Annotated in this window: 20 protein-coding genes; 4 read left to right on the top strand and 16 right to left on the bottom strand. The window is 52.1% G+C overall.

Annotated elements, in window-relative coordinates:
* Positions 1–20: 20 nt before the first annotated feature.
* The 6 genes from BUB06_RS02855 to rstA all read right to left on the bottom strand — a co-directional run bounded on the left by BUB06_RS02855 (position 21) and on the right by rstA (position 6,768).
* Positions 21–1,799, bottom strand: a complete 1,779-nt coding sequence (locus BUB06_RS02855) for a sensor domain-containing phosphodiesterase (RefSeq protein ID WP_039471766.1) — start codon at positions 1,797–1,799, stop codon at positions 21–23.
* A 472-nt stretch (positions 1,800–2,271) separates the two neighbouring features.
* A complete protein-coding gene (locus BUB06_RS02850) occupies positions 2,272–3,132 on the bottom strand; it encodes a trypsin-like serine peptidase (RefSeq protein ID WP_039471767.1) in 861 nt (286 codons plus the stop codon).
* A 234-nt stretch (positions 3,133–3,366) separates the two neighbouring features.
* Positions 3,367–3,669, bottom strand: coding sequence for a type 1 fimbrial protein (locus tag BUB06_RS02845; RefSeq protein ID WP_039471769.1), 303 nt, complete (start codon positions 3,667–3,669; stop codon positions 3,367–3,369).
* 405 nt (positions 3,670–4,074) lie between these two features.
* A complete protein-coding gene (gene asr, locus BUB06_RS02840; protein WP_039471771.1) occupies positions 4,075–4,542 on the bottom strand; it encodes an acid resistance repetitive basic protein Asr in 468 nt (155 codons plus the stop codon).
* A 178-nt stretch (positions 4,543–4,720) separates the two neighbouring features.
* Complete coding sequence (gene rstB, locus BUB06_RS02835; protein ID WP_039471773.1) at positions 4,721–6,034, bottom strand: two-component system sensor histidine kinase RstB; 1,314 nt, start codon at positions 6,032–6,034, stop codon at positions 4,721–4,723.
* Entirely contained in the window at positions 6,031–6,768 is a 738-nt protein-coding gene (gene rstA, locus BUB06_RS02830) for a two-component system response regulator RstA (RefSeq protein WP_039471776.1), read from the bottom strand. The genes rstB and rstA overlap by 4 nt, the downstream gene beginning before the upstream one ends.
* A gap of 219 nt (positions 6,769–6,987) precedes the next feature.
* On the opposite strand from rstA, the gene BUB06_RS02825 reads away from it, so the two are divergent.
* Together BUB06_RS02825 and BUB06_RS02820 are read left to right on the top strand one after the other, a co-directional pair.
* A complete protein-coding gene (locus tag BUB06_RS02825; RefSeq protein ID WP_080726769.1) occupies positions 6,988–8,190 on the top strand; it encodes an immunity 26/phosphotriesterase HocA family protein in 1,203 nt (400 codons plus the stop codon).
* 210 nt (positions 8,191–8,400) lie between these two features.
* Positions 8,401–8,976: a YceI family protein gene (locus tag BUB06_RS02820; protein WP_039471777.1), complete on the top strand. Its 576-nt coding sequence runs from the start codon at positions 8,401–8,403 to the stop codon at positions 8,974–8,976.
* Between the two features lie 49 nt (positions 8,977–9,025).
* Here the strand turns inward: BUB06_RS02820 and BUB06_RS02815 are convergent, their stop codons facing one another.
* Genes BUB06_RS02815 through folM form a run of 3 tightly spaced genes read right to left on the bottom strand, consistent with a single transcriptional unit; the run spans position 9,026 to position 11,094 of the window.
* Positions 9,026–9,829: an anti-sigma factor family protein gene (locus BUB06_RS02815; RefSeq protein WP_039471779.1), complete on the bottom strand. Its 804-nt coding sequence runs from the start codon at positions 9,827–9,829 to the stop codon at positions 9,026–9,028.
* Positions 9,826–10,341: a sigma-70 family RNA polymerase sigma factor gene (locus BUB06_RS02810; RefSeq protein WP_048329280.1), complete on the bottom strand. Its 516-nt coding sequence runs from the start codon at positions 10,339–10,341 to the stop codon at positions 9,826–9,828. The genes BUB06_RS02815 and BUB06_RS02810 overlap by 4 nt, the downstream gene beginning before the upstream one ends.
* 30 nt (positions 10,342–10,371) lie before the next feature.
* Positions 10,372–11,094, bottom strand: a complete 723-nt coding sequence (folM, locus tag BUB06_RS02805; protein ID WP_039471784.1) for a dihydromonapterin reductase — start codon at positions 11,092–11,094, stop codon at positions 10,372–10,374.
* A 138-nt stretch (positions 11,095–11,232) separates the two neighbouring features.
* On the opposite strand from folM, the gene BUB06_RS02800 reads away from it, so the two are divergent.
* Positions 11,233–11,649 (top strand): hypothetical protein, encoded by a 417-nt coding sequence (locus tag BUB06_RS02800; protein ID WP_039471786.1) that lies wholly within the window; start codon positions 11,233–11,235, stop codon positions 11,647–11,649.
* 38 nt (positions 11,650–11,687) lie between these two features.
* On the opposite strand, the gene dauA is transcribed toward BUB06_RS02800, so the two are convergent.
* The 3 genes from dauA to BUB06_RS02785 all read right to left on the bottom strand — a co-directional run bounded on the left by dauA (position 11,688) and on the right by BUB06_RS02785 (position 15,788).
* A complete protein-coding gene (dauA, locus tag BUB06_RS02795; RefSeq protein ID WP_039471788.1) occupies positions 11,688–13,391 on the bottom strand; it encodes a C4-dicarboxylic acid transporter DauA in 1,704 nt (567 codons plus the stop codon).
* A 163-nt stretch (positions 13,392–13,554) separates the two neighbouring features.
* Positions 13,555–14,655 carry a sodium-potassium/proton antiporter ChaA gene (chaA, locus tag BUB06_RS02790; protein WP_039471790.1) on the bottom strand — a complete coding sequence of 367 codons (1,101 nt, stop codon included), beginning with the start codon at positions 14,653–14,655 and terminating at the stop codon, positions 13,555–13,557.
* A 329-nt stretch (positions 14,656–14,984) separates the two neighbouring features.
* Positions 14,985–15,788 carry a siderophore-interacting protein gene (locus BUB06_RS02785; protein WP_039471792.1) on the bottom strand — a complete coding sequence of 268 codons (804 nt, stop codon included), beginning with the start codon at positions 15,786–15,788 and terminating at the stop codon, positions 14,985–14,987.
* 441 nt (positions 15,789–16,229) lie between these two features.
* Here BUB06_RS02785 and BUB06_RS02780 point away from each other — a divergent pair, with 441 nt between their 5' ends.
* Positions 16,230–16,913 (top strand): gamma-glutamylcyclotransferase, encoded by a 684-nt coding sequence (locus BUB06_RS02780; protein ID WP_039471794.1) that lies wholly within the window; start codon positions 16,230–16,232, stop codon positions 16,911–16,913.
* Positions 16,914–16,991: 78 nt separating this feature from the next.
* Here BUB06_RS02780 and BUB06_RS02775 read toward each other — a convergent pair whose 3' ends face one another.
* The 4 genes from BUB06_RS02775 to narX all read right to left on the bottom strand — a co-directional run bounded on the left by BUB06_RS02775 (position 16,992) and on the right by narX (position 22,386).
* Positions 16,992–18,032, bottom strand: coding sequence for a DUF481 domain-containing protein (locus BUB06_RS02775; RefSeq protein ID WP_039471796.1), 1,041 nt, complete (start codon positions 18,030–18,032; stop codon positions 16,992–16,994).
* A 302-nt stretch (positions 18,033–18,334) separates the two neighbouring features.
* Positions 18,335–19,609: an acyltransferase family protein gene (locus tag BUB06_RS02770; protein ID WP_039471797.1), complete on the bottom strand. Its 1,275-nt coding sequence runs from the start codon at positions 19,607–19,609 to the stop codon at positions 18,335–18,337.
* A 325-nt stretch (positions 19,610–19,934) separates the two neighbouring features.
* Positions 19,935–20,585 (bottom strand): two-component system response regulator NarL, encoded by a 651-nt coding sequence (narL, locus tag BUB06_RS02765; RefSeq protein ID WP_010276892.1) that lies wholly within the window; start codon positions 20,583–20,585, stop codon positions 19,935–19,937.
* Positions 20,578–22,386: a nitrate/nitrite two-component system sensor histidine kinase NarX gene (gene narX / locus BUB06_RS02760; protein ID WP_175552151.1), complete on the bottom strand. Its 1,809-nt coding sequence runs from the start codon at positions 22,384–22,386 to the stop codon at positions 20,578–20,580. The genes narL and narX overlap by 8 nt, the downstream gene beginning before the upstream one ends.
* Between the last annotated feature and the right edge of the window lie 198 nt (positions 22,387–22,584).

Genomic DNA, 22,584 nt, shown 5'->3' with positions numbered 1-22,584 from the left:
TAGCCCGCCTGAAGGGGATGTTATGCAGACGTTTGTGACGAACGCGTTGTTAACCAGGTGGTGAACGCATCGGGTGGGATAGGCCGGGAAAAATAGTAGCCCTGGACTTCATCACACCCAAAGTGAGCCAGATAGTCGAGCGTTTCCTTATTTTCTACGCCTTCCGCCAGCACAATGTAATTCAGTTTGTGCAGCATGCTGATAATGGATTGCACAATGACGCGGCTTTTGTGGTCAGTTTTTATATCTTTAATCAGCGATTTATCCAGCTTGATCACCGTAGAGGGAATATTGCGCAGATAGCTTAAGTTGCTATATCCCGTACCGAAATCATCAAGCGCGATAGTAAATCCGAGCTGTTGCAGCGTTTGGATAGTGGCAAGCGTTTCCGTGCTTTCGATGATTTTCTGCGTCTCGACACACTCGATGTCAATGTCCTTAGGGGTAAGGCCGTGATTCTCCAGAATGGTGATGAGGCGTGGGATAAAGTCATTCTCGGAAAAATTTCGTGCAGAAACGTTAATCGATACGGGGAACGTTAGCCCCTCCTGACGCCATTGCTTCACCTGGCATGCCGCTTCTCGCGTGACCCAGTCCGTTAATGGACGCATCAGCGTTGTGCCTTCCGCTAGCGGAATAAATTGATCGGGATAAATTTCACCTAACTCAGGGTGTCGCCAGCGAATCAGCGCTTCGGCACCAATCACGGTGTTGGTCTTAATGCTCAATTTCGGCTGGTAAACCAAATAGAGACCCGGTTTATTATTCTGTAACACGTCAGCCAGCTCATTGAGCAAGGTAAAAGCGATTTGCTGCGCCTGATCGGCCTCAGGGTCATAAGCGAACTGGCGGATATTTCTGAGGATGGCGGCACGCAGTGCGCTCATCGATTCACGTAAGATTTGCTGCGGATCTTTGGCCGGAATCTGGAATTCGGTATAGCCAACGAAGAACTCCAGCTTGAGCGGAATATGGCTGGTGATACTTTCATGGATCCGCTCAGCACAGGCATCAAGCTCCGCCAGAACCTGCTCTTTTCTATCGGCCTTCACCAGCAGGGCGAAACGGCCTACGGCAGCAGAGTACAGATTGTCTGATGAATTTAAGCTAAGACGCAAAAAGACGCCGATATCTTTCAGCAGGCCTTCTACGGTCGGCATACCCAGCGCACATCCCATTTCATAGGCGTAAGAAATGTCGATGGTATCAATCAGAATTAGCAGGTAGGGCTCGTGGATGTCGGTAATGTGGCTAATGTCGTCAATCAGGCGTTGGCGATTGGGTAACAGTGTGACTGCATCAATCAGCCCAATCGCGTTGCGGTATTCCATTAACACCATCGCAATGGTCGCTAAGTCATGCAGGAGTCGCAATTGGACCTTGCTGAAAGTGCGTGGGATATAATCGATGACGCTGAACGTACCGATGGAATAGCCGTCTTTGGTTTTCAGCGGTACACCGGCGTAAAAACGGATAAAAGGTTCGCTGGTTACGTAAGGGCTGTCTTTAAAACGGTCGTCCTGAGTGGCATCGGGGCAGATAAAGGATTGGCCCGTTTGTACGGTAAAATGGTCGAAAGAACCGATTTTATCCATATCATCCAGAGGAAAATGGGTTTTCGCTTTGACATGCAGAGATTTGGAACCGGTTAGCGTCACGAGAGCCGTTGGGGTTTCAAGGAGTTGGCAGGCCAGTTTCGTGAGTTTTCGAAGAATATCGTCTTGAGATATATCGGTTTTTTGTAGTTCGTCGAGAGTCTGCATGCGTTTTTTTTCGTCATGGCTCAAATGTTTTAACATGTAGACTCTTCCTTTCCGCAATAATAATCGCGACAACATCAATTTAATTTAACGGCGACACAATAACATAGAGGCTAAAAATTGAGGTAACTTATTATATCGGCTTTATCTTTCCGTTAAGGTTTGGGCGTTTTTTTGTCTTAAATCATGTTTTAGGTTTTCAGTATGCCGTATGGATTCATGATATTTTCCCGTAAGTTACCAGTAGAGATAAACGGTCTGGCTGAGAACGTGCTCTGCAAATAAAGGGGGAATCTAATTATAAAAAATGGCCGCTTCCATAAGATAAAAATAGCATCCTGATAATTGTTATACCCATTGTGGGGTGACAATATGGATGATTAACCTATCTCTCTGATAAGAATAGAACAGATATTTTTTTGTACCATGAAATCGGCGGAAAACGGTGGTGTCAGGCGGTATCCTGAATACCGGTTTCCGCCTGACGGTGCGTTTCTGCGGAACGTTAGCGTTATTTTGGTGAGTCCGGTTTTGGTGAACCTGGTTTTGGTAAACTTAGTTTTGCTAACGTTTCTAACTGCTGGCGAATAGCGGTAACGGAAACGGCGCGATTATCGGCTCTATCGCGTTCACTGGCATCGGGTGCGGAACTTTGGATGCCCATGAGCACCCAGCCTGTTGCTGAGTTCAGCATCAGCGGGGAGCCGCTATCGCCAGGCAGCGTGTCGCACTGGTGCGCCATAACGGCGGTGTGAACCCAGCCAGTGATCAAACAGTTTTGATGACGATAAAGCGTTTCCTGATGATCCTCTGGGTAACCAGCCTGCGTGACGCGCTGGCCGTTATCCTTCAAGGCCTGCATCAACTCCTGGCGGCTGCCTTGCCAGAGTGGGAGCGGGAGAATGCCAGGTGGCGTTTGCTTTAGCCGAATCAGCGCATAATCCAGCGGTGCTGCTGAAGGGGGAACGATCCACCCTTCGCCGTCGGCTTTCAGTTTTTTAGCGAGCGTTTTATTCGCCAGCGCTTCAATTTCCGTTGTTTCATAACGCCAGCCATTTTCTGTTGCCAGAAAACGCAGCGCGACGGGTTTATCTATCTCACCTTTCGGTGGCGTGACCACGCAGTGCCCGGCTGTCAGCGCCAGATGTGGTGAGATCAGCGTCGCGGTACAGAGGTTGCCGCTGGCGGTTTCCAACTGTCCAATGGCTTGCCACGGCCAGACCGATGTGTCGGGAACGATATCCCGATCGTCATGGTTGAAAAATAAGATTTGCTGCTGCTTCTGCGCGGCGGTGTCTGTCGGTGAGGATTCCGCCCAACTGAACGGGGCGATAAATGATAATGAACATAACAACCAGGCTGATATGCGCATGTAGTAAATAAACCTTATGAGAAGAGTCATCTTAAGGCGCTAAATATAGCGCGTTGAATTAACTATAGATGTATTTGTTGGTGAGGGACTGAGAATTAAAATGTTATTGAGTGTAAAAGGCATCGCATAACATCATTGCGCTTATTTCATCCTCCCCTTATGCGCAAAATGCGACGCCACCATCTGAAGTGGCGTCGCATTTTCATATCAGCAGTACAGAGAATGACGCTCGTTTTATTCGTAGCTGACGATCACGATACGCGCATCTGGACTTAGCGTTTTTGAACTCACAGAACCGATACCTTGCGGCAAAGCAGCATGTTGTGCGCTGTTGTTCACGTGTAGCGTTTGTACTTCTCCTTGTCGTTCACAGCTGACGGTCACATTATTTGAGCGTGTTGTCACATCACAGACCGGTTCGACGATGGCACCCGAAAAACGGATGATACCGGACGATGGAGAGGAAGAGGCGAAGGTATAGGATGTCGCAACCAGCGTGCTCAGCAATAGGGCAGATATTTGCAGGGTTCTTTTCATTATACGGTTCTCGGTATTGCCCGGAGTGTAATGATATAAACGGCGCTGAGTGATAAAACTTTACTGCTCCACAATCTTTATTTGGCTAGCTGTCTACATTTTTGACGTTTACTGTTTTTGACGTTCAATAACCTCATGATTAATAGCGGTGCGATTAATCACTGCGTGATGCAGACCCTGCGGCTAGAGAAAAAAACTCAGGGTGATAAGGCCACAGAGCAGAACGAGGGATAACATAATTTCAAATGAGTAACGCCGCATCATTCTCCCGTCCCCCCATGAAATAAACACCCGGTAAACCGGGTGTTTGATGATTGTTCTACGGCAAGCCTTTAGAGATAGGTTTCAAATAGGGCTAACCGAAAGTGACGCCTTCCCCGTGAGGAAGGCGTGGGTGCTTACCGATTACGCTGCTGGCGTAGTGGTCGCTGGTTTTGCCGTTTTCGCTTTCTTCACGTGGTGTTTTTTAGCAGCCTGCGCTTTCTGTGCAGGAGCTGGTTTAGCCTTCTTCACGTGTTTCTTGGCAGCCTGCGCTTTCTGTGCAGGAGCTGGTTTGGCTTTCTTCACGTGTTTCTTGGCAGCCTGCGCTTTCTGTGCAGGGGCTGGTTTAGCTTTCTTCACGTGTTTTTTAGCAGCCTGTGCTTTCTGTGCAGGGGCTGGTTTAGCTTTCTTCACGTGTTTTTTGGCAGCCTGTGCTTTCTGAGCAGGTGCTGGTTGGGCTTTCTTCACCGATTTTTTATGGTGAACGGCTTTAGCCGGCGCAGAAGTGGTCGCTGTAGGCTGAGCGGGTGCGCTGGTTACGGTATCCGCGGCAAACGCTACAGAGGACAGACCCAGTGCCGCACCTGCGATCATAACTAATACTTTATTCATCATCATTTCCTCGTTGTCTCATTCACGTTTCGTAGCCCTCAGTCGGGCTGGTAGAGAGAGAATAGGAGAAATAGAGGGCGGCTTCAGTGAGTGATTGGTTTCGGCGTGTAACCTAATGTACAAGCCAGCAAAAGTGGGAAAGACAGGGAGAAACGGCGGAATGACCGCCGTCTCGGTACTAGTGCTGAATGGCGATTGCGGCCTGCGTTGTTGTGGTTTTTACTGGCCAGCAAAAACGGAAACGGGCTCCGCCGATCGGGCTGTCATCCACGGTAATGCTACCGTCGTAAGCCCGGGCGATAGCATGAACAATCGCCAGCCCCAGCCCACATCCACCGCTGCTGTTCTCGATACCCGCTTCCAGACGGACAAACGGTTCAAACACGCTTTCCCGGCTGTCGGGCGGAATTCCGGGGCCGTCATCTTCGACTTGCAGACACGCGATATGCTCGGCGTCGGACGTCAGGCTGACATGCAATCGGCTGTGGCAGAAGCGCAACCCATTGCCGATCAGGTTATTCAATACCCGTTCCATCAGGCGTAAATCGAGCGCACCAATCTGTGCTGAATGAGGCATGTCCAGCGAGATGTGTTTGTCAGGGTGGATCAGGCGGAAATCGTCAACTTTTGCCTGTAGCCACGAAGGAATATCAATATCGGCAAGATGCAGCGTTACCTGCGGGCGGTCGAGTCTGGCATACGTCAGTAGCTCGTCAATCAGCGCTTCGAGTTGACCAATATCCCGGTTTAACGCCTGCTGCTCGTCTTCTGTCAGGTTGTCGCTCATGGCCAGCCGATAGCGCAGCCTGACCAGCGGCGTACGCAGTTCATGCGCAATATTGTCAATCAACTGCTTTTTGCTGTTGATGAGCTGGTTCAGGTTATCCGCCATGCGGTTGAAGGCGATGCCAAGCCGGTACAGGCTTGAGGTGCTATCGAAGTGAATGCGCTCCTCCAGATGACCATCCCCGAGGCGCTGTGCGGCATTCTCCAGTTTTAGCATGGCCTGCCAGTGTGGGCGCATCCAGAGGAAAACCGGCAACGCCAGCGACAGCCCGATGAGCATCACCAGCAGTAAATCCAGCAGCCGCATTTCGTGCAGGAAGAACAAATAAGGAATAGGGCCAACGGCAAGAACATAGTGGCTGCGGGGGATGCGTTGGATAAATGTGTATTCATCATCCAGCGCAATAATTTCCCCTTGATTCAGACGCTGCCGGTTCTTGGGGCTCAGCGCATATTTGCTCACCGGTTCGATGTGCAGTTTGAATGACAGGTTTAAATCAAGCTGGCTGATGGTTTTATGCCAGTCGCGGGGCGGAATCGCGCGCAGCTCATTACGAATGAGATACAGCGAGCTTTTCATCAGGTCATCCATAGACTGACGTCCGGCGCGTTCGGCCGTGACTTTATAGACAAGCCCGACCAGAAGTGTCATGACGACAAAGCAGGCGAACAGCAATAGAAAAAACTGGACGAACAGCTTTCTCATAGCGTGACGCTCTCCCAGGTATTGGGGGCAAACAGATAGCCTTTGTTGCGCACCGTTTTAATACGGAACGGCTCCAGCGGGTTGTCGTACAGTTTCTTACGCAGACGGGAAATCGCGACGTCAATGCTGCGATCCATGCCGTCGTAGGTCACGCCGCGCAGATTTTTCAGTAGCGCATCCCGGTCCATGATATGACCAGCGTGGGTCGCCAACTGCCAGAGCAGATCGAAATCCGCGGTGGATAACACGATGTGCTCTTGTCCTAATGTCACTTCCCGATTGACCGGATCGATACAGAGCAGGCCGAAGTGCAGGGATTTATGCACCTGCAACGCGGCGGGCGCGGCGTTTTCCGTCACGGCCTGGGGTGCCGTCGCGTATTGCCGCAAATGCAGGCGCAGGCGGGCGAGTAACACGGCGGGCGGCGTGGTTTTCAGAATGTAATCATCGGCACCCATTTCCAGTGCCAGAATATGATTCATATCGCTGTCCAGCGAGGTCAGCAGCACAATCGGGCCGCTGTACTGTGGCCGCAATTCCCGACAGATGGTCATGCCGTCTTTGCCGGGCAGCATGATGTCCAACAGCACAAGGTCGGGCTGCTGTTGTTCAATAAAGGCCAATGCCTGATCGCCCCGAGCTTCAACCTGAACATCAATGTCATGCTTGCCAAGGTAGGCTGCGATCAATTTCCCCACCTCGGTATCATCTTCTATAAAAACAATCTTATGCATGGTCTCTACGTCATCCCGAACTCACTGTTGTTAGCATAGCCTGATGAGAGGCGATAAACGAGAAATGAAGCGTAAATGGGTGTTAAGTGTTTGTTTATTTGCTCAAATTAGATAAGCTGCGAGGCGTGATTTTTAGGCGATATTGCGCCTGATTCTCGGCGTTTACCGAGAGCTGTCACGACATAATAATCAATTATTCCACTGGGAACCGCGCTGAAGATGAAACCGATTGACCAGATAAACAGCTGGATGCAGGAAGCCTTACGCCCTTATTTCGGGCTGGAACCGTTGTCGTCTGAATGGGATATTATCACCGTGCGTGACGACTATTTCATCTGCTTCGATGGCGACACGGTCCGTAAGCGCATTACCGCCACCGAGTTAAATTATCAGGAAGAAGACGTCATTATTCACACGCGCGAACGTGACGTTATTTTGCCGAGAACCGCGCGCGGTAAAGAAAAGAAGCTGACGTACACCAGCGTTTCCAGCGTGATGGCCGATGGCATTGTGTTTTCTGCGGGCGTCAGAACGCTGAACTCGGGAAGCTACGGTTATATCAACGCCAGTAATTACCGCAACTCAATCGGACTACCGTTGCCAGAATGCCGTCATTTGACCACTAAAGAAGAGATTGTCGACTGGCTGCGATCTTATCGCGAGCGATTGCCGGCGGATTATGCGCACAAGCTGGAACGCTTGATGAGTGCGAAAAACCAGCAGCATAAAACGGTTCCGGGCGATATCTTTCGGGTCGAAATAGATTTGCATACCGATGGCTATGTTCTGGTGATTGGTAACCTGCGTCAGATGCAAAAGGACGAACTGTTTGCGGAACACAGCATTTGGAATGATGTGATGACGATGCCGCTGTTTGTTCGACCTTATCTGCTTCGCACAACCGAGCGTAATCTCCCTCTGTCGGAGATCGTGGCATCACCCTTGTCTGAAAAGTGCTCGATTGTTATGGATAACTCGTTTCTGCGCGGTAACTATGAGTATGTGGGATCGAAAACGTTGTCGGAAGACGACATTCTGTTCCCGGTTGGCTATGGCCCAAGCATCAGCGCACAGAAAAGTGGCTATCGCCTGTCATGGGGGCCCTGTTCGATCGAGAAAGCCAGTCAGGATACTGCTTTTAAGGCTGGGCGCAGCTATATGAACAATGGGGCTTATAGCAGCGTATCAGCCGAATGCTTCGCCGGTAACGGTTTCCCTGACTACGATAGAACGTTGCACAAACCGGAACACCGTGAGGCGTGGGAACAGGCATTGGCGGAGTTTGGCTTTCCACCTGATACGACCTACGATGCCTTCGCCCAGCGTACTGGCGGCCTGACGCGTGCGGCCTATCTGGCGTATATCGCTGACAATAAAGCGTACCAGCGTAAGGGGCGAGTGAAGAAAAAAGAGGCGAAATAACATCCGTTATCTTGTCGCATCTGGCGGGGTTTAGCGGCATTCCTGCTTACCACTGGCACTGGGTTTTTCCTCGGGGGAGAACGCCAGAGGTGAAAGGGATGCCACCCGTCTGACAAATTTCTTCCACATTGATAAAAATAATGAAAATTGGCCGAATAAATTCGTTCGTTGGTGCGTTTACACGTTGTCTACTTTTAGGAGAATCCTGTTATGACGCGCATCGTTCCCGTTTTGGCCGCCGGGCTGCTCATCAGCCCACTGTTGCACGCTATGCCTCTCAACTACACCATTGCCACGGATAAAACCGCCATTGCGCTTTCATGGCAAGCATTTGGTCACCTTTCACAGGCTTCTCTCGACGGCGTGACGGGAAACATCACACTGGATGCTGAAAAGGAAATGGATGACCGTATTGATGTGAAAATCCCCATCTCGACGTTACAGGCTTCCAACGGCCTGCTGACTTACCAGTTAAAAAGCAGCCTATTTTTTGATGCTGAACACTATCCCGATATCAGGTTCACCAGCAGCAGGGTGGTGGCGCTAGGTCATGGCCATTTTCGGGTTTTCGGTTCACTGTCGGTAAAAAATATTCAACGCCCCGTTATTCTGGACGCCACGCTTGAAGAACATGGCGGAAACGTATCTGGAGAAGAGGCGTTGTCTCTCCATGCCACTACGGCGATTTCTCGCTCGGCCTTTAATATGGATCGCTTTACCGGGGTGGTTGATGACCGCGTGGCAATCAGTATTGATATCCAGGCGAAAGCGCGACACACCTCATAAACATGTCCCGCCACTCAGGGGAATCAGCGAGTGGCGGGAGCGCCAATGGCTAGGCCAACGACGTTTGCAGCCTGAGCGCGCTTTCAGTCAGTTGCGGTACAGGATTACGGCCAATTAATACGAACTGATAGCCACGATTGTGCCACCAGACGACATGCATATCATGGCGCTGCTCATTGCTAAGCGTAGAAGCGCTTGCTCCCCGATCGGGAGAAATGCACAACGCCATGGGGCCATACTCGGCGTGCATCCAGGCAATCTGTGCAATGGCGGTGCTGTCGTAGCGCAGCATACGCACTATTTTCAGCTCCGCGCCTTGAAGCGTCAGCTGCCGTTCATTGAGTGGCAACCCAATGTCTTGAGTGGCACGAGACAGCCCACGCTGTAAGGTGGGTAAGGAACTGTCTGCATCAAGCAGGGTTTCGGTGTTGTACAGTGACATGTACTGCGCTTCAAGATCGCGAATTTTCTCACTGTCGTTACGAACAACCGAAACAGGACGGGCAAGGTAGCCTAGCCCTGAGCCAATCACCAAAAAACTGAGTGAGGCTGCAATGAGCGAGCGGCGGCTGACACCAGCATGCGATGGCGGCTCTACAGACGCCGGATGCGTTGCTAGCAGTTCCTCAAGCCGGGCCTGCATTTTCGCCTGAGGCGCTTTGTTGAGTAACGGCGCGAAGGCCTCTTCAAAGTTGAGATGGCTTTTCATCAGCTCGGCGGTACGCTCGGCAAGTTGTTCGTCTTTCTCCAACTGCGTCGCGAATTGTTGCGCCTCGTCGTCATCCATCTCACCATCCAACCAGGCAACGATGGCTTCATCACCGTAGGGGGGCGTAAAACGCATGGGTTTCAAGACCGTTTCTCCTTTGCAGCGGGCAGAGCCTCAACTGATTTTGCCAGCGTACTTCGTGCTGTGGCGAGTCGGCTCATAATGGTGCCGATGGGTACCGATAGCGTGTCTGCCGCCTCCTGATAGGTAAATCCTTCGACATAAACTAAAAATACGGTATTGCGTTGCGCTTCTGGCAAGGCGCTGACACGCTGCATTATTTGCTGGTAATGCAGGCGATCGTCATCCCGCTCATGGGTATCCGGGGCCAATAGGGCTTCGCTTTCGACAAAACCTTGTCCCAGACGCACGCGGCGTGCGCGCAGTTCGGAAATCCATATCGAGTGGAGAATGGAGAACAGCCATTTGTCGATTCGAGTGCCCGGTGTAAATTGCCCGCTTTTTTCGAGTGCCCGAACGCAGGTAGACTGGACTAACTCTTCGGCAACCTCGTGGCTGCGCGACAGGACTAACCCGTAACGCCACAGACGTGTTAGGTGTGTAGTAAGCTGCTGGCGAACTTCACTGGTGGTGATTTTTTTATCCTCGCATTGATACTCAGGGGCTTAGCGCAAAGCTCGTCCACCATCAACGCCTAGCGTTTTCCCGGTGACGTAGCGGCTGCTGAGCAGGTAATCCACCAGCCGGACAATTTCTTCTTCACCGGGGGCAATTTTCATCAATGACTTTTCCAGCGCCTGCTGACGATAGGATTCGTCATCCTTTTCATTAAACAGGATGAGACCGGGGGCGATCGCGTTGACTTTCACCTCGGGTGCCAGCTTGCGGGCAAACGACCGCGTCATGTTATCCAGTGCCGCTTTGCTGGCGGCATAGGCAATGTGCTTGTCGCTGCCTTTTTCTACCACGTAATCTGTCAGATGAATGATATCTGCACCCGCGATGCCTTGCCCACGCAGGCAGGGTTCCAGCAGTTGGTTGAGTAAATAGGGCGTATAGACATGAATTTGCAGCATATCGTCCAGCGTTTTTTCTGGCGGTGTGGTGGGGCTTTCAGGCTCCCAGCGGCTGGCATTGTGAATAATGGCGCGCAACCGCGGCGTGAGCGACTGGATTTGCTCCGCAAACGCATAGATGTTTTCCGTGGTGGAAAAATCGGCGGTCAGACAAACGGCGCCATCTTGCTGTAGCGTCTCCAACTCAGGATAAGGCGTGCGATAGCTGATGATGACTGGAATCGACTGGGCCAGAAACGAACGCGCCAGCGCCAGCCCAATACGCCGTGCGCCGCCGGTAATTAACACGGGAGCAGAAGAAAAAGTTGTCACAATTAGGTCTCCTCAACACGCTAGTCAAAAGGGGGCGAAGCGTGACAATATACCTGAATTAAACACTATGTAGTTTACGGTTTTATACCTGTCAGGGTAGTGCGCGGCAAACCACTGGCGAAGAGGAGAAAAGGGAATATGGAAAAGTCCCCTGAGTCTACAAGTTCCAGTGAGCCACTCTGTCTGGATTACACGGATTATTTAGCGGCACTGTGCAACAAACGTTGGCGCTTCATGGATGCGATGTACGGCGTGATGCCGATTTTTGGCATGGTAACCAAGATGGCACCAGCTCGGCAGAGTGCGCCGAAAGAGCGGCTGAAGGGATTGGCGCTACAGGTGCTTTCTACGCAGGTGAGTGACGAAACCAACATCATCAGGCTGATTACGCTGGCACGCCAGCAAGGTCTGACCGCGTTTGATATCCAACTGCCTTATGCGCTGACGAACGAGCAACTGAGCGCCATTAGCCGCGAATGTGATGACACATTGGATTTAACGCTGCGGGACGAACGCCTGTCCGTCCGATTTAAGATGCCAGCCGTGCAGCATTAGCACGGCGTGGCCCGCAGACTATTTCTATTCTGTTTCCGCTACGCTGAACGCACCGTCGTCGCCTCAATCGCCTGCGCTAATGAACCGTAGAAACTGAGCCGTCCTTCAATCGGATGAACCTTCGCCCGCGCCAGCGTTTTTAACGGCTGGAAGGGAATATCGGTGATGATGAGCTGTTTACCTTCGGGTAGTGTTTCACTAAAGCGCAGGAACGCATTGAGTCCGCCTGCATCCAGCACCGGCACCGCATCCCACTGTAAGATGATATTTTGATAGCCTTCGCTGCGTACGGTCAGTTCGTTGAAGATGCGCTCCGCCGCAGCGAAAAACAGCGGGCCGTTAACACGCAGCACCAGATGATCCGGGATTTTGGTGTCCGGCAGTTCGCTCAGACGGGTCATCTGCGCGATGCGACGCATGAAGAGCAGGGATGCCAGCACGATGCCGACGGTAATCGCGATCACCATATCGAACAGCACGGTCAGCGACATACAAAGCAGCATCACGATAATGTCGTCTTTCGGCCCGTGGCGCAGCAAATCCACCACTTTGTGCGCTTCACTCATGTTCCAGGCGACAATCAGCAACAGCGACGCCATTGCCGCCAGCGGCAGATAAGACAGCCACGGCGCCAGTATCAGCAATGCCAGTAACACCAGCAGCGCATGAATCACTGCGGAGATCGGCGAGTTTGCTCCTGCACGCACGTTGGCGGCGGAGCGGGCAATCGCCGCGGTCGCGGTAATGCCGCCAAAGAACGGTGCGATGATGTTACCGAAGCCCTGACCCATCAGCTCTGCATTAGAATTGTGTTTTTTGCCCGTCATCCCGTCCAGCACGACGGCGCACAGCAGCGACTCAATTGCCCCCAGCATCGCCATCGAGAACGCCGCAGGCAGCAGAGCGGAAATGCTTTGCCAATCCAGCGTCATCGTCTTTCCATCCGGCGACGGAATATCCCACGGCAGAATGAGCTGCGGCAGGATAGGCGGAATCCCTTGCCCCTGCGAACCGTCCGCCAGCATATAGCTGAATCGGGAACCGATGGTGGCCACATTTTCACCAAGTAGCGACATGATCCCCATCACCGCGACACCTGCCAACAGCGCAGGCAAGTGGCCGGGCAAGCGAATACCGAGTCTGGGCCAGACGATGAGAACCAAAAGCGTCGTTGCGCCAATCAGCGTATCAGCAAGATGCAGCGTCGGCAGCGATTGCGCCAGCGCCGCCACTTTTTCGACATAATGCTCGGGGACTACCGCCATCTGCAAGCCGAAGAAATCCTTGATTTGCATGGTACCGATGGTGATAGCGATCCCGGAGGTGAACCCCAACGTCACGGAAAGCGGAATATATTCAATCAGACGGCCGAAGCGGCAGAGCCCCATCAGCAGCAGAAATATGCCGGACAGCAAGGTGGCAACCAGCAGCCCGGATAGCCCGAACTGTTGCGATACCGGATACAAAATAACGACGAAGGCTGCCGTCGGGCCTGAGACGCTGTAGCGTGAGCCGCCGCTGACGGCGATGACAATCCCGGCAATGGCTGACGTATACAGTCCGTACTGCGGAGGAACGCCGCTGGCAATGGCCAGTGCCATCGCCAGTGGTATGGCGATGATGCCGACGGTCACGCCAGCGATAATGTCATGGGTAAAACGTTGCAGCGTATATTTTTCGCGCCAGCACGCGTCAATCAGCGCGCTGAACGGCCTGACGCCGTTAATTCCGTGCGTTTTCATCTAAGCAGAAACCAAAGTAAGGAAGTAAATCAATATGGCGGGCCTGCCGGTCCGTCGACGACAGCCTTACGATACGCCGGACGCGCTCAGAAGATCCAGATATACATCAAGAGAAGTGAGTTTTGGTGAGGCCGACGCGGCGAAAACCGCGTCGGCAGGGGAATTACAGCGTGATGGTGATCAGATAGGCGGCGAAGAGCGCCAGATGCGCGCTACCGCTCAACACATTGGTTCTACCGGTAGAGAACGTAATGTGGCACAGCACCAGTACCGACAGCATCACCACAATGTGTGGCATATCCAAACCGAAATTCAGCGTGCGGCCGGTCAGCATGGCGATGATCGTAACGGTAGGGACCGTCAGTGAAATGGTTGCCAGCACGGAACCGAAAAACAGGTTCATGGCGCGTTGCACCTGATTCTTCAAGACCGCGCGGATCGCTCCCAGCCCTTCAGGAGAGAGGATTAATAACGCGACCAGGAAGCCCGTAAACTGCGTCGGCGCGTTCATTTCGGTCAGCAGTGTTTCCAGCGGCATGGAGTTCGTCTTGGTGACCGCGATAACAGCAACCAGATGAACCAGCAGCCAGGCGGTATGCCACAGTGAACTGTGCGCGGACGGTTTACCGTGGTGTGGATCGTCACCGTCCCCTTCGTCTTCATGCTCATACACAAACAGGCTTTGGTGCGTACGCGTTTGAATCAATAGGAACACGCCGTACATCGCCGCAGAAATAGCGGCAACAATCAACGACTGCGCTACGCTGAAATTACCACCGGGCAAGGCGCTGGGGAAAACCAGCACAATCACGGCCAATGGGAAGATCGCCATCAGGTACTGCTTGATGCCGCTGAGGTTGACGTACTGTGTGGCGAATTTACGGCCGCCGAGTAAGAGGGCGAAACCGACCAGACCACCGGTGACAATCACGATAATGGAATAGAGGGTGTCACGCATCAGGTCTGGACCCGCGTCACCGGTTGCCATCAGCGCAGAAATCAGGCTGACTTCAAGAATGACGACGGACAGGCTGAGGATCAATGAACCGTAGGGTTCACCCAGACGGTGTGCGAGTACGTCGGCGTGGCGTACTACGCTGAAGGCGCTGAACAGTATCCCGGCTAGCGCGATGGCGTTGATGCCAAGAATGGCGACAAAATTTTGTGAAGTGCCCCACATGTAGAGTACGGCCAGCGCAATAACCGGAAAAATGAGTGAGTATTCGTGATGGCGAGTTTTGACCACCTCAGCATGAGACTTCATTGCGGGAGTTCTCCTTATCCAGAGGAATGATACGGCAAAATATCCCCGTCATATTTCAAGCCCGCCTACTGGCAGCTCAAACTATTTAGGGCATAAAGCAATTTATTGAGGTCGCAAACCCCTTTATTAAAGACGTAGAACAACAATAAACAGCAAAAGGTTACTAAAAAGTAGTTATAACGTAATAAAACGAACAATATGATAACAGATTGTCATGTTGGTGCGGGATGTTTTACGGATTTTTACGCTTTGCGCTTAAATTCACATGAAAAGGGGAGAATCTGCGTGTCTTCTCCCTATCATGATAATATCAAATGTATTTTTTGTGGTTATTCGTCAGGATTATCCATGATATCGTGACGTTTATGATGATAATCCTCTTCATTTAACCCTTCTCGCCAATAAGGCACGGCATACATCTGATTTCGTTCACACCCGCGTTCGCGACGCACGTGGCGACGAAGCTGAACTACGATACGATCCTCACCCGCTAACCAGTAAAACACATTTTCAGCCGACGGAAGTGACTGAAACTGCTGCAAAAATACATCGGTCACGTCCGTTCCGCCGATAATCCAATGTAGCTGAAGCTGTGCTGGTTTAGTGATATCAAGTTTATCAGCCTCGCTGTCGACACGGATTACCGCATGTCCCGTGGCGTCATCAGGCAGGTTCTCCAGCAGCGCCATGAGCGCAGGGAACGATGACGGATCAGCGGCCAGATAATAAGCGGCCGCTGGCGGCAGCATCGGAAGTGGGCCGCCGGGTTGTGAAATACCGACCCAGTCGCCGGGCTTTGCCTGACGGGCAAAGGTGACGGCAGGCCCGGCGTGTTCATGCAGCGCGAAAACCATATCCAGTTCCGCCTCTTCCGGGCGCAGGGCACGGACGCTATAGGTGCGAACGATGGGGCGGGCTTCGCCTTCTGGCCAGATCGGACCGCGTTCGCCAATTGCGGGCAGAGCCGGTTTTTGCTGTCCGGCCTGAGGCAAAAAGAGCTTGATGTGTGCACCGTATCGCTCGGTCGGATAATCGCGCAACGCGTCGTGATGGAACGTAATGCAGCGTAAATGAGGGGAAATATCGTGGATGTGTTTAACCTGAACTAAAACAGGCTGACGCGGCGTTGCCATTCAGTGTCTCCGTGGATAGTCGATTCCAAATTAAGGATGATAATAACACGAGATGATAATTATTATCATTTGATGTCTGCCCGTTATTATTCTTGTCGTAGTGGATACTTTTTATTGATGTCGAGAGCTTTCACGTCAAGCATACGGCTTTCGACAGGTTCCTGACGTCACAAAAATGAGGTTTGTATCAGGAATACGTCAAGTCTGACGGTGAGTTGCCGATTAAGTTGATATAAAAGCTGAATCTTGTGTGACTGAAACATTATCACGAACTTTTTCAGTTTTTGTGACTAGTATCAAACTTGATCGCAAAGCCATAAATGAATAACCTCAGGGTTGATAGTGTTGTAAAATTAAGCAGATGAAGCAGTTAGGTTTTTACACGCAGGGCGAGAGCCGATCTGACGAGCAGCAAAAGAGTAAGGTTGGGGGTAGTAAGTAGTGTTAACACGCGATTTTTTGCAGAAAGCAGATTGTAGAACGTCTTTTGGTTGTATTGAAGAAACCTTACTGCTCACCCCGCAACAGCGGGCTGACTCGTTGGACAGGACGCTGGCGCTCCGGCCAAATAGCTGTCCTGTCTGGGTATTTGGCTACGGTTCGCTTATGTGGAATCCGGTTTTTGACGCCGAAGAAACCTGTCTGGCCACGTTGGCAGGGTGGCAGCGTGCCTTTTGTCTGCGCCTGACCATCGGTCGAGGCACGGTAACGCAGCCGGGACGGATGCTGGCGCTGAAGCCCGGTGGGCAAACGACGGGGTTGGCTTTCCGACTGCCGGAAACCTCATTGCGTGAAGATCTGGAGCTGTTGTGGAAGCGTGAAATGCTGACGGGATGCTATCGTCCGCTCTGGTGCGAACTGCATCGCAAGAACGGTGCACCGCTGACAGCGCTGGTGTTTGTTTCCGAACCGGAACATCCCCTCAACGAAAATGATACCTGCATTCAGAGCGTTGCACCGCTGATTGCGAGCGCGAGCGGTCCGCTCGGCACCAATGCGCAATATCTGTTTGCGCTTGAGCAAGAACTGAAGAATCACGGAACGGAAGATGAAAGCGTGAGCGAACTGGCGCAGCGGGTGCGAATCCTGCAACAGTCATGTTCTGCGGCAGCAGGGAGTTGCTAATAGTGACAGCGGTGAGCAGGAACATTGAGGTGAACGACGAGATCGCCGTTCACCTTGAGACAATGTGAAGCAACTGACTTACCAGCCGACGCCAACACCCATGGTGTACAGCGTGTCGTCAACATTCCCCTGATTACTTTCGATACGGGTACGTGACACTTTCATGCTCATAGAAGACCAGTCGGTCAGCTTGAAGCGCAGACCTGCATCCGCTTTCAGATAGATTGGCGCAGTGCCATCAAATGAACGACCCAATTCACCGTTGGTGAAGGCTTCAACCGATTTGCTGAACAGGTAGCGGTTGTACGCCCACTTAATCGCACCGGAGTAGAAGTCATCATCGCCCTGATCGCGGTAAACGAAGGTTTGGGAGTTGACCAGCGACGTCAGTGAGAACGCGCCTAAATCGTTATCCCAGAACTGATAACCGGGACCGAGACCGAAAGAGCGGTTGATTTTAATGCTTTCAATCCAGTCGCGTTTGTACTGATAACGACCCTGCCAGAACCAGTTCTCATCCACGAATTTATCCAGCGCATATTCGCCAGCCGCATTCTTGGTGCTCTCGACTTTATTCTCTTTTGCCAAATGGTAGCTGGCATCAAGGTTGTGTCGCCACGTATCGTGACGCGCTTTGGTGTTCAGCGTCACATCGTAGTTGTCGGTTTCTGTCGAGCTTTTCTTGTGCGACATGCCGGCGTCAATGTTGCCTTTCCAGGCGAAATCGGTCACCAGCGGCTTCTGCGCGACGATGGACGTGATTTCAGAAAGCGGCAATGTTTGCGGGCCTGCCGCTTCGTTAGCCAGCGACGGGTTCGCGACGATGGCGCGGTTTTCGCTCGCTTTGATCGTCGGATACAGTACGCCTTTTTCGTAGCGTTCGCCTTGAATCACCAGACCATGGTCGGATTCAAAGGTTTTCACCTTATCCCAGGCTACAGAAATAGAGCCAGCATAGTCGGTGTTGATAAAGAGTTTACCGCCGTCAAGCAGCGTGATTTTCCCTGTAAGCTGGTCGCCATTGGTCAGCCAAATGGTGTCAGCGCGGCTCTGTGTAATGCCAGCAGAGAGGGCGATAACCAAGCTGAGGGAAGAGAGTGCGTGTTTGGATAGTGTCATTATTGCCAAGTAAACAGTGGTGACAGGTAGTGAGATGTCCGTCAAAGACAAAGACGTACAGCCGATGATAACGAACCGGTTTAGTCCGGAACGGCAAACATTAACAGGAATCGTAGTGATGCTCTACCCGAAAACGAAAATTGATTAGAATGTAAATAGTTATAAAAGTGGCTATTGATGATTAACAGCTATAACGCGATATCTGTCACATTTTTGGCTAGCGGAAAGGGGATGAGTCGTGCGGGGATGAGGCTCTCTGACCCTGCTTGTTTCAGGTCAGAGAGCATGAGCGATAGATGACGCTATGCGGTGCGCTGTGTGCGGGAAGTGTTGTTGCTCAGGAAGCGCGCGGTCAGGAACGTCCTTACGCGGAACACGATCCGTTCCTGGAAGAGAACACAGAGCGTCACGGTGCTAAGCAGAAAAATGATATAGCCCGTCATGGACAGTTGCACTTGGCCTGCCGCGGTAATGCATTGATCCCAATCGCTGAAGCAGGCCATCGGGTTACCGCGCACCAGCTGTTCCAGCGTACGGAACAGATTAAAGAGCGGAACGTGTAGCGCAAAGATAGACAGCGAGGCTGCTCCCAGTCGGGGCGACCAGTGCCGCAGCCATTCACTGTTAGGTTCACGCGCCAGCGCACTGAGACAAACCAGACCGACCTGAGCCGGCAGAAGCAAGCCGTTATGCAGCAAGAAGTACCAATAGGCTTCGCCTTTTGTGAACAACCAGGTAGCGACAAGGAAATTCACACCGATAAAGAGGGCGAGTGCGTAGCGCTGGCCTTTGGTCAGCGGTAAACGATCTTTCTGACGATAATGACGGAACAGCGCATAGCCCAAAATCCCGGCCAGAAACTCCGGCAGACGGAAAATCGGTCCACGCTGTAATAATCCGGTGTACGGCATGCCGAACTGCTGTTGCCAGATCACCCAAATTGGCGGTAGCAGATACAGCAGGCAGACGATCCCCATCCACAGCCACGGATGGCGGCTGTTCAACAGACGCGGGGCTAACAGCGGGAACGCCAGATAGAAAAAGAACAGTGTGGAAAGCGACCATAACGGGGCATTGAAGGTCAGGAAGTAAGGATTCCATGCCTGCAACATCAGTACCTGCAATATCCCGTTGAACGCCAACTGCGCATTCGTCATGTAATGGCGCAGCGTTTCGGGGTCGGCTGCGGGATCGTTGGTGTCATAAATGACGAAACGCGCGCTGGCGACTTGTCCTTCCGGCGGCACGGCCAGCCACTGCATCAGCGTGACAACGGCAATCGAAGACAGCAGGGCAATGATATGGATGGGATAAAGATTAAAGAAGCGTTTGGCCCAGAACTGGCGAACAGGTTCACGCAGACGTCCGTCCTTAATGTAGACATGGGCTAGCAAGAAGCCAGACAGGACAAAGAACGTGCTGGTCGCGAAGAATCCCATGCTGGTGAGCTCGCTCAAAAACGGAATGCGCTCACGCTGGGGATAAACGTGGACTGTGTGATAAATCATCACATAGCAGCCGAGCAAAAATCGTAACCATTCCAGGCCGATAAACCGCTCCTTACTGACCTTTTTCATGTTGTTCCTCAACGTTAAACTCGGTGTAAAAGCCGATAAATGCGATTACGAACTAGTTTAGACGAGAGCAACGTCACATTAATTAGGATAATGGCTATAAATGCCGGTGCCGTTTAGCAACCGTTTAGATTGGGCGGGGCGTTGATGGTATTTCCAACAATTATTTTCATCAACTTTGTTTTTATCAACGACGGGTTTTTATCAACGACGGGGTTTTTATCAACGACGGCGGCATCCTCGCTCACGCGAGGATAATCTCGGACGGAAGGGCGCCAGAGCGCCTTATCCGTACCGCTGACAATAGCGGTATCTTGTGACGATTTGATTAAATGACTTTTTCTTGTAATACCCAGACGGCCGCTTCAACCCGTGATTTTAGCTTCATTTTTTTCAACAGGTGTTTGACGTGAACCTTAACGGTACTTTCAGTAATCGTGAGCTTGCGGGCAATCACTTTATTGGATAATCCCTGAGCCAGCAGCTTCAGGATATCGCGTTCGCGCGGCGTGAGCTGCTGAATGTCCCGGTCGCTGCTGTGGCGGCTTTCACGCAGGCTGGCGGCCAAAATCGGCGTCAACGTTTCACTCAGCACCATTTTTCCTGATGCCGCCTGATGCAGCGCAGCCAGTAAATCTTCCGGCTCCATATCTTTCAGCAGGTAACCATCGGCACCATTTTTCAAGGCATTGACAACATCGTCTTCATGGTTGGAAACGCTAAAGACGACAATGCGGCCAGACAGCGATTTTTCCCGCAGACGATTCAACGTTTCCAGACCATTCATGCCGGGCATGTTCAAATCGAGCAGAATCAAATCCGGGTCCAGCTGTTCCGCTAGCTCGACACCCTGTTCGCCGTGACTGGCTTCACCTGCCACCTGCAATTCTGGGTCCATGCTGATGAGTTGCTTAACGCCATTCCGCAACATGGGATGGTCATCAATCAGCAGTAGGGTGGCGGCATCTTCGTTAATCATGAGTTTCTCCTGTTAATGGCAGCCGGTGACGGTATTCGGAGAGGAAGTTGACATTGACTTCAGTGCCCCCCGACGGCCGGCGTCGAACAATGCATTCGCCGTGCAAACCCCGTGCACGGTCGCGCATGATAATAAGCCCATAGTGGTTGGCACGGCTGGCATCATCAGGGATACCGATGCCATTGTCGGCTACGCTGAGTTCGATATAACCCTGACGCAGTTGCAGCGTAATATCGACCTGTGTGGCCTGCGCGTGTTTATAAATATTGCTCAGCGCTTCACGCACAATTTGCAGAACGTGAATGCCTTGATGAGCGGAGACCGACTGCGGCGGCAGGCGGTAATGTAATTCGATGGGGTATCCAAGCCGCTTACTGAATTCATCGACCGACGCCCGCAGCGCGGCAAGTAAACCGGATTCCGACAGCTTCAGCCGGAACGTCGTCAGCAGCTCACGTAGTTGGCGATAGGCGGTATTCAACTCTTCCCGCATTTCCGTCAGCAACTGCTGCGACGCGGGTGGCAAATCGCCGCCCTGCATTTGCAGGCAGCTCACCTGAATTTTCAGGCAGGAGAGAGACTGGGCGATAGAGTCGTGTAGCTCGCGTGCAATCGTGGCGCGTTCTTCCATGAGCATCAACTGCTGTTGATGGTTGGATTGACGCTCCAGCGCCAGCGTGCTGGTCAACTGCTCCAATAAGGTATTCAGTAACTGATTCTGATCGCGGCTCAGCACGGTGTTGCCCGGCAGCGTGGCTAACACGACGCCATATTGTCCGTGTTTATCGTGCAGATCCCAGCAGTGAGGTTCGCCCGGCAGTTCTTCCCGTTTTGCCTGCATACCGCAGCTCTGACAGCTGTTATCCGGGCAGTGATCCGGCTGCGACTGGCTACTATCGCTAAACTGGTGAAATTGTTCCTGATTATTATCTTCATATAGTCGCAGTTGAATATTGCGCAGCGGGGTCAGCGACGGCAGTTCGTTCAGGATCGGCATTAGTCGGCTACACAGCGGAGCCCCGGTATGCAGGCGTCGACTGGCGCGATAAAGGAAAGAAAGCAGATCGTTTTTTTGTTGCAGGTCGGCTGTTTTCTCGGCGACGCGCAGTTCCAGACTGTGGTACATGGCGGAAAGTTCATCCGACATGCTGTTCAGCACCTGTCCCAGCGTGCTCATTTCATCATGGCCGTTGATGGCAACGCGCTGGGTGAAATCACCGTGACCAATAGCCTGCGCCATCGCAACCAGACGTCGCCACGGCCCCAACAGGCGGCGACGCAGGTAAAAGAACGTCGTGACCAGCAGAATAAACATGATGCCGATGAAGATGCGCTGCACTAGCGTGACCATCCTCAACCGCTGTTCGGTTTTATGATCGATGGCGGAAACCAGATCGTCGAGCTGTTTCACGAAGCGGGCGACATCCGCCGAGGCATCCGCGGAGTGCGTTGCCTGCCGCAAATGCGGTTGCAGATTCTCCAGCCAGAACACGCGCAGTTCAGTGAATTGTTCACTGAGCCCTTCCCGACGTACTGCCTGTTGCAGGTCGCTGCTGATTTCGTCTTCTTCCAGTTCTTGCAGGTAAATTTCATTCTCGGCAGAGAGTGGCACCATCGAGAGCAGGCGGTAACTCTGCATACGAAGCGAGCCCGCTTTATTAATGGCGTGCGCGTTCCCTTGAATGCTTTGAGACATCCAACTGGAAACCGACATACCTGCAATACCCAGCAAACCGAGTAGCAGCATCAATAGTACAACCTGATTGACGAGCGACAGCGGCAGCAGGAAACGTTTCAACATAATAAAGCGACCTCTGCTGGAGGAGTAGAAAACCAGTACCGAGAAGGATAACCCTTTTGGCATTTTTCCCGATCCTACATGATAACCCCATACCTACTAGTGAGTACCACCGAATATCCGCGCCTTGAAAGGGGATATGACAGTAAGAAAAAATAGAGATATAACAGCTTGAATTATCGTTGCTTATTTTTCTATTTT

Source organism: Pectobacterium carotovorum (genome assembly GCF_900129615.1).
Classification (GTDB): Bacteria; Pseudomonadota; Gammaproteobacteria; order Enterobacterales; family Enterobacteriaceae; genus Pectobacterium; species Pectobacterium carotovorum.
The sequence above is the reverse complement of the archived record's forward strand: the minus strand, read 5'-3'. Positions and strand labels throughout refer to the sequence as shown.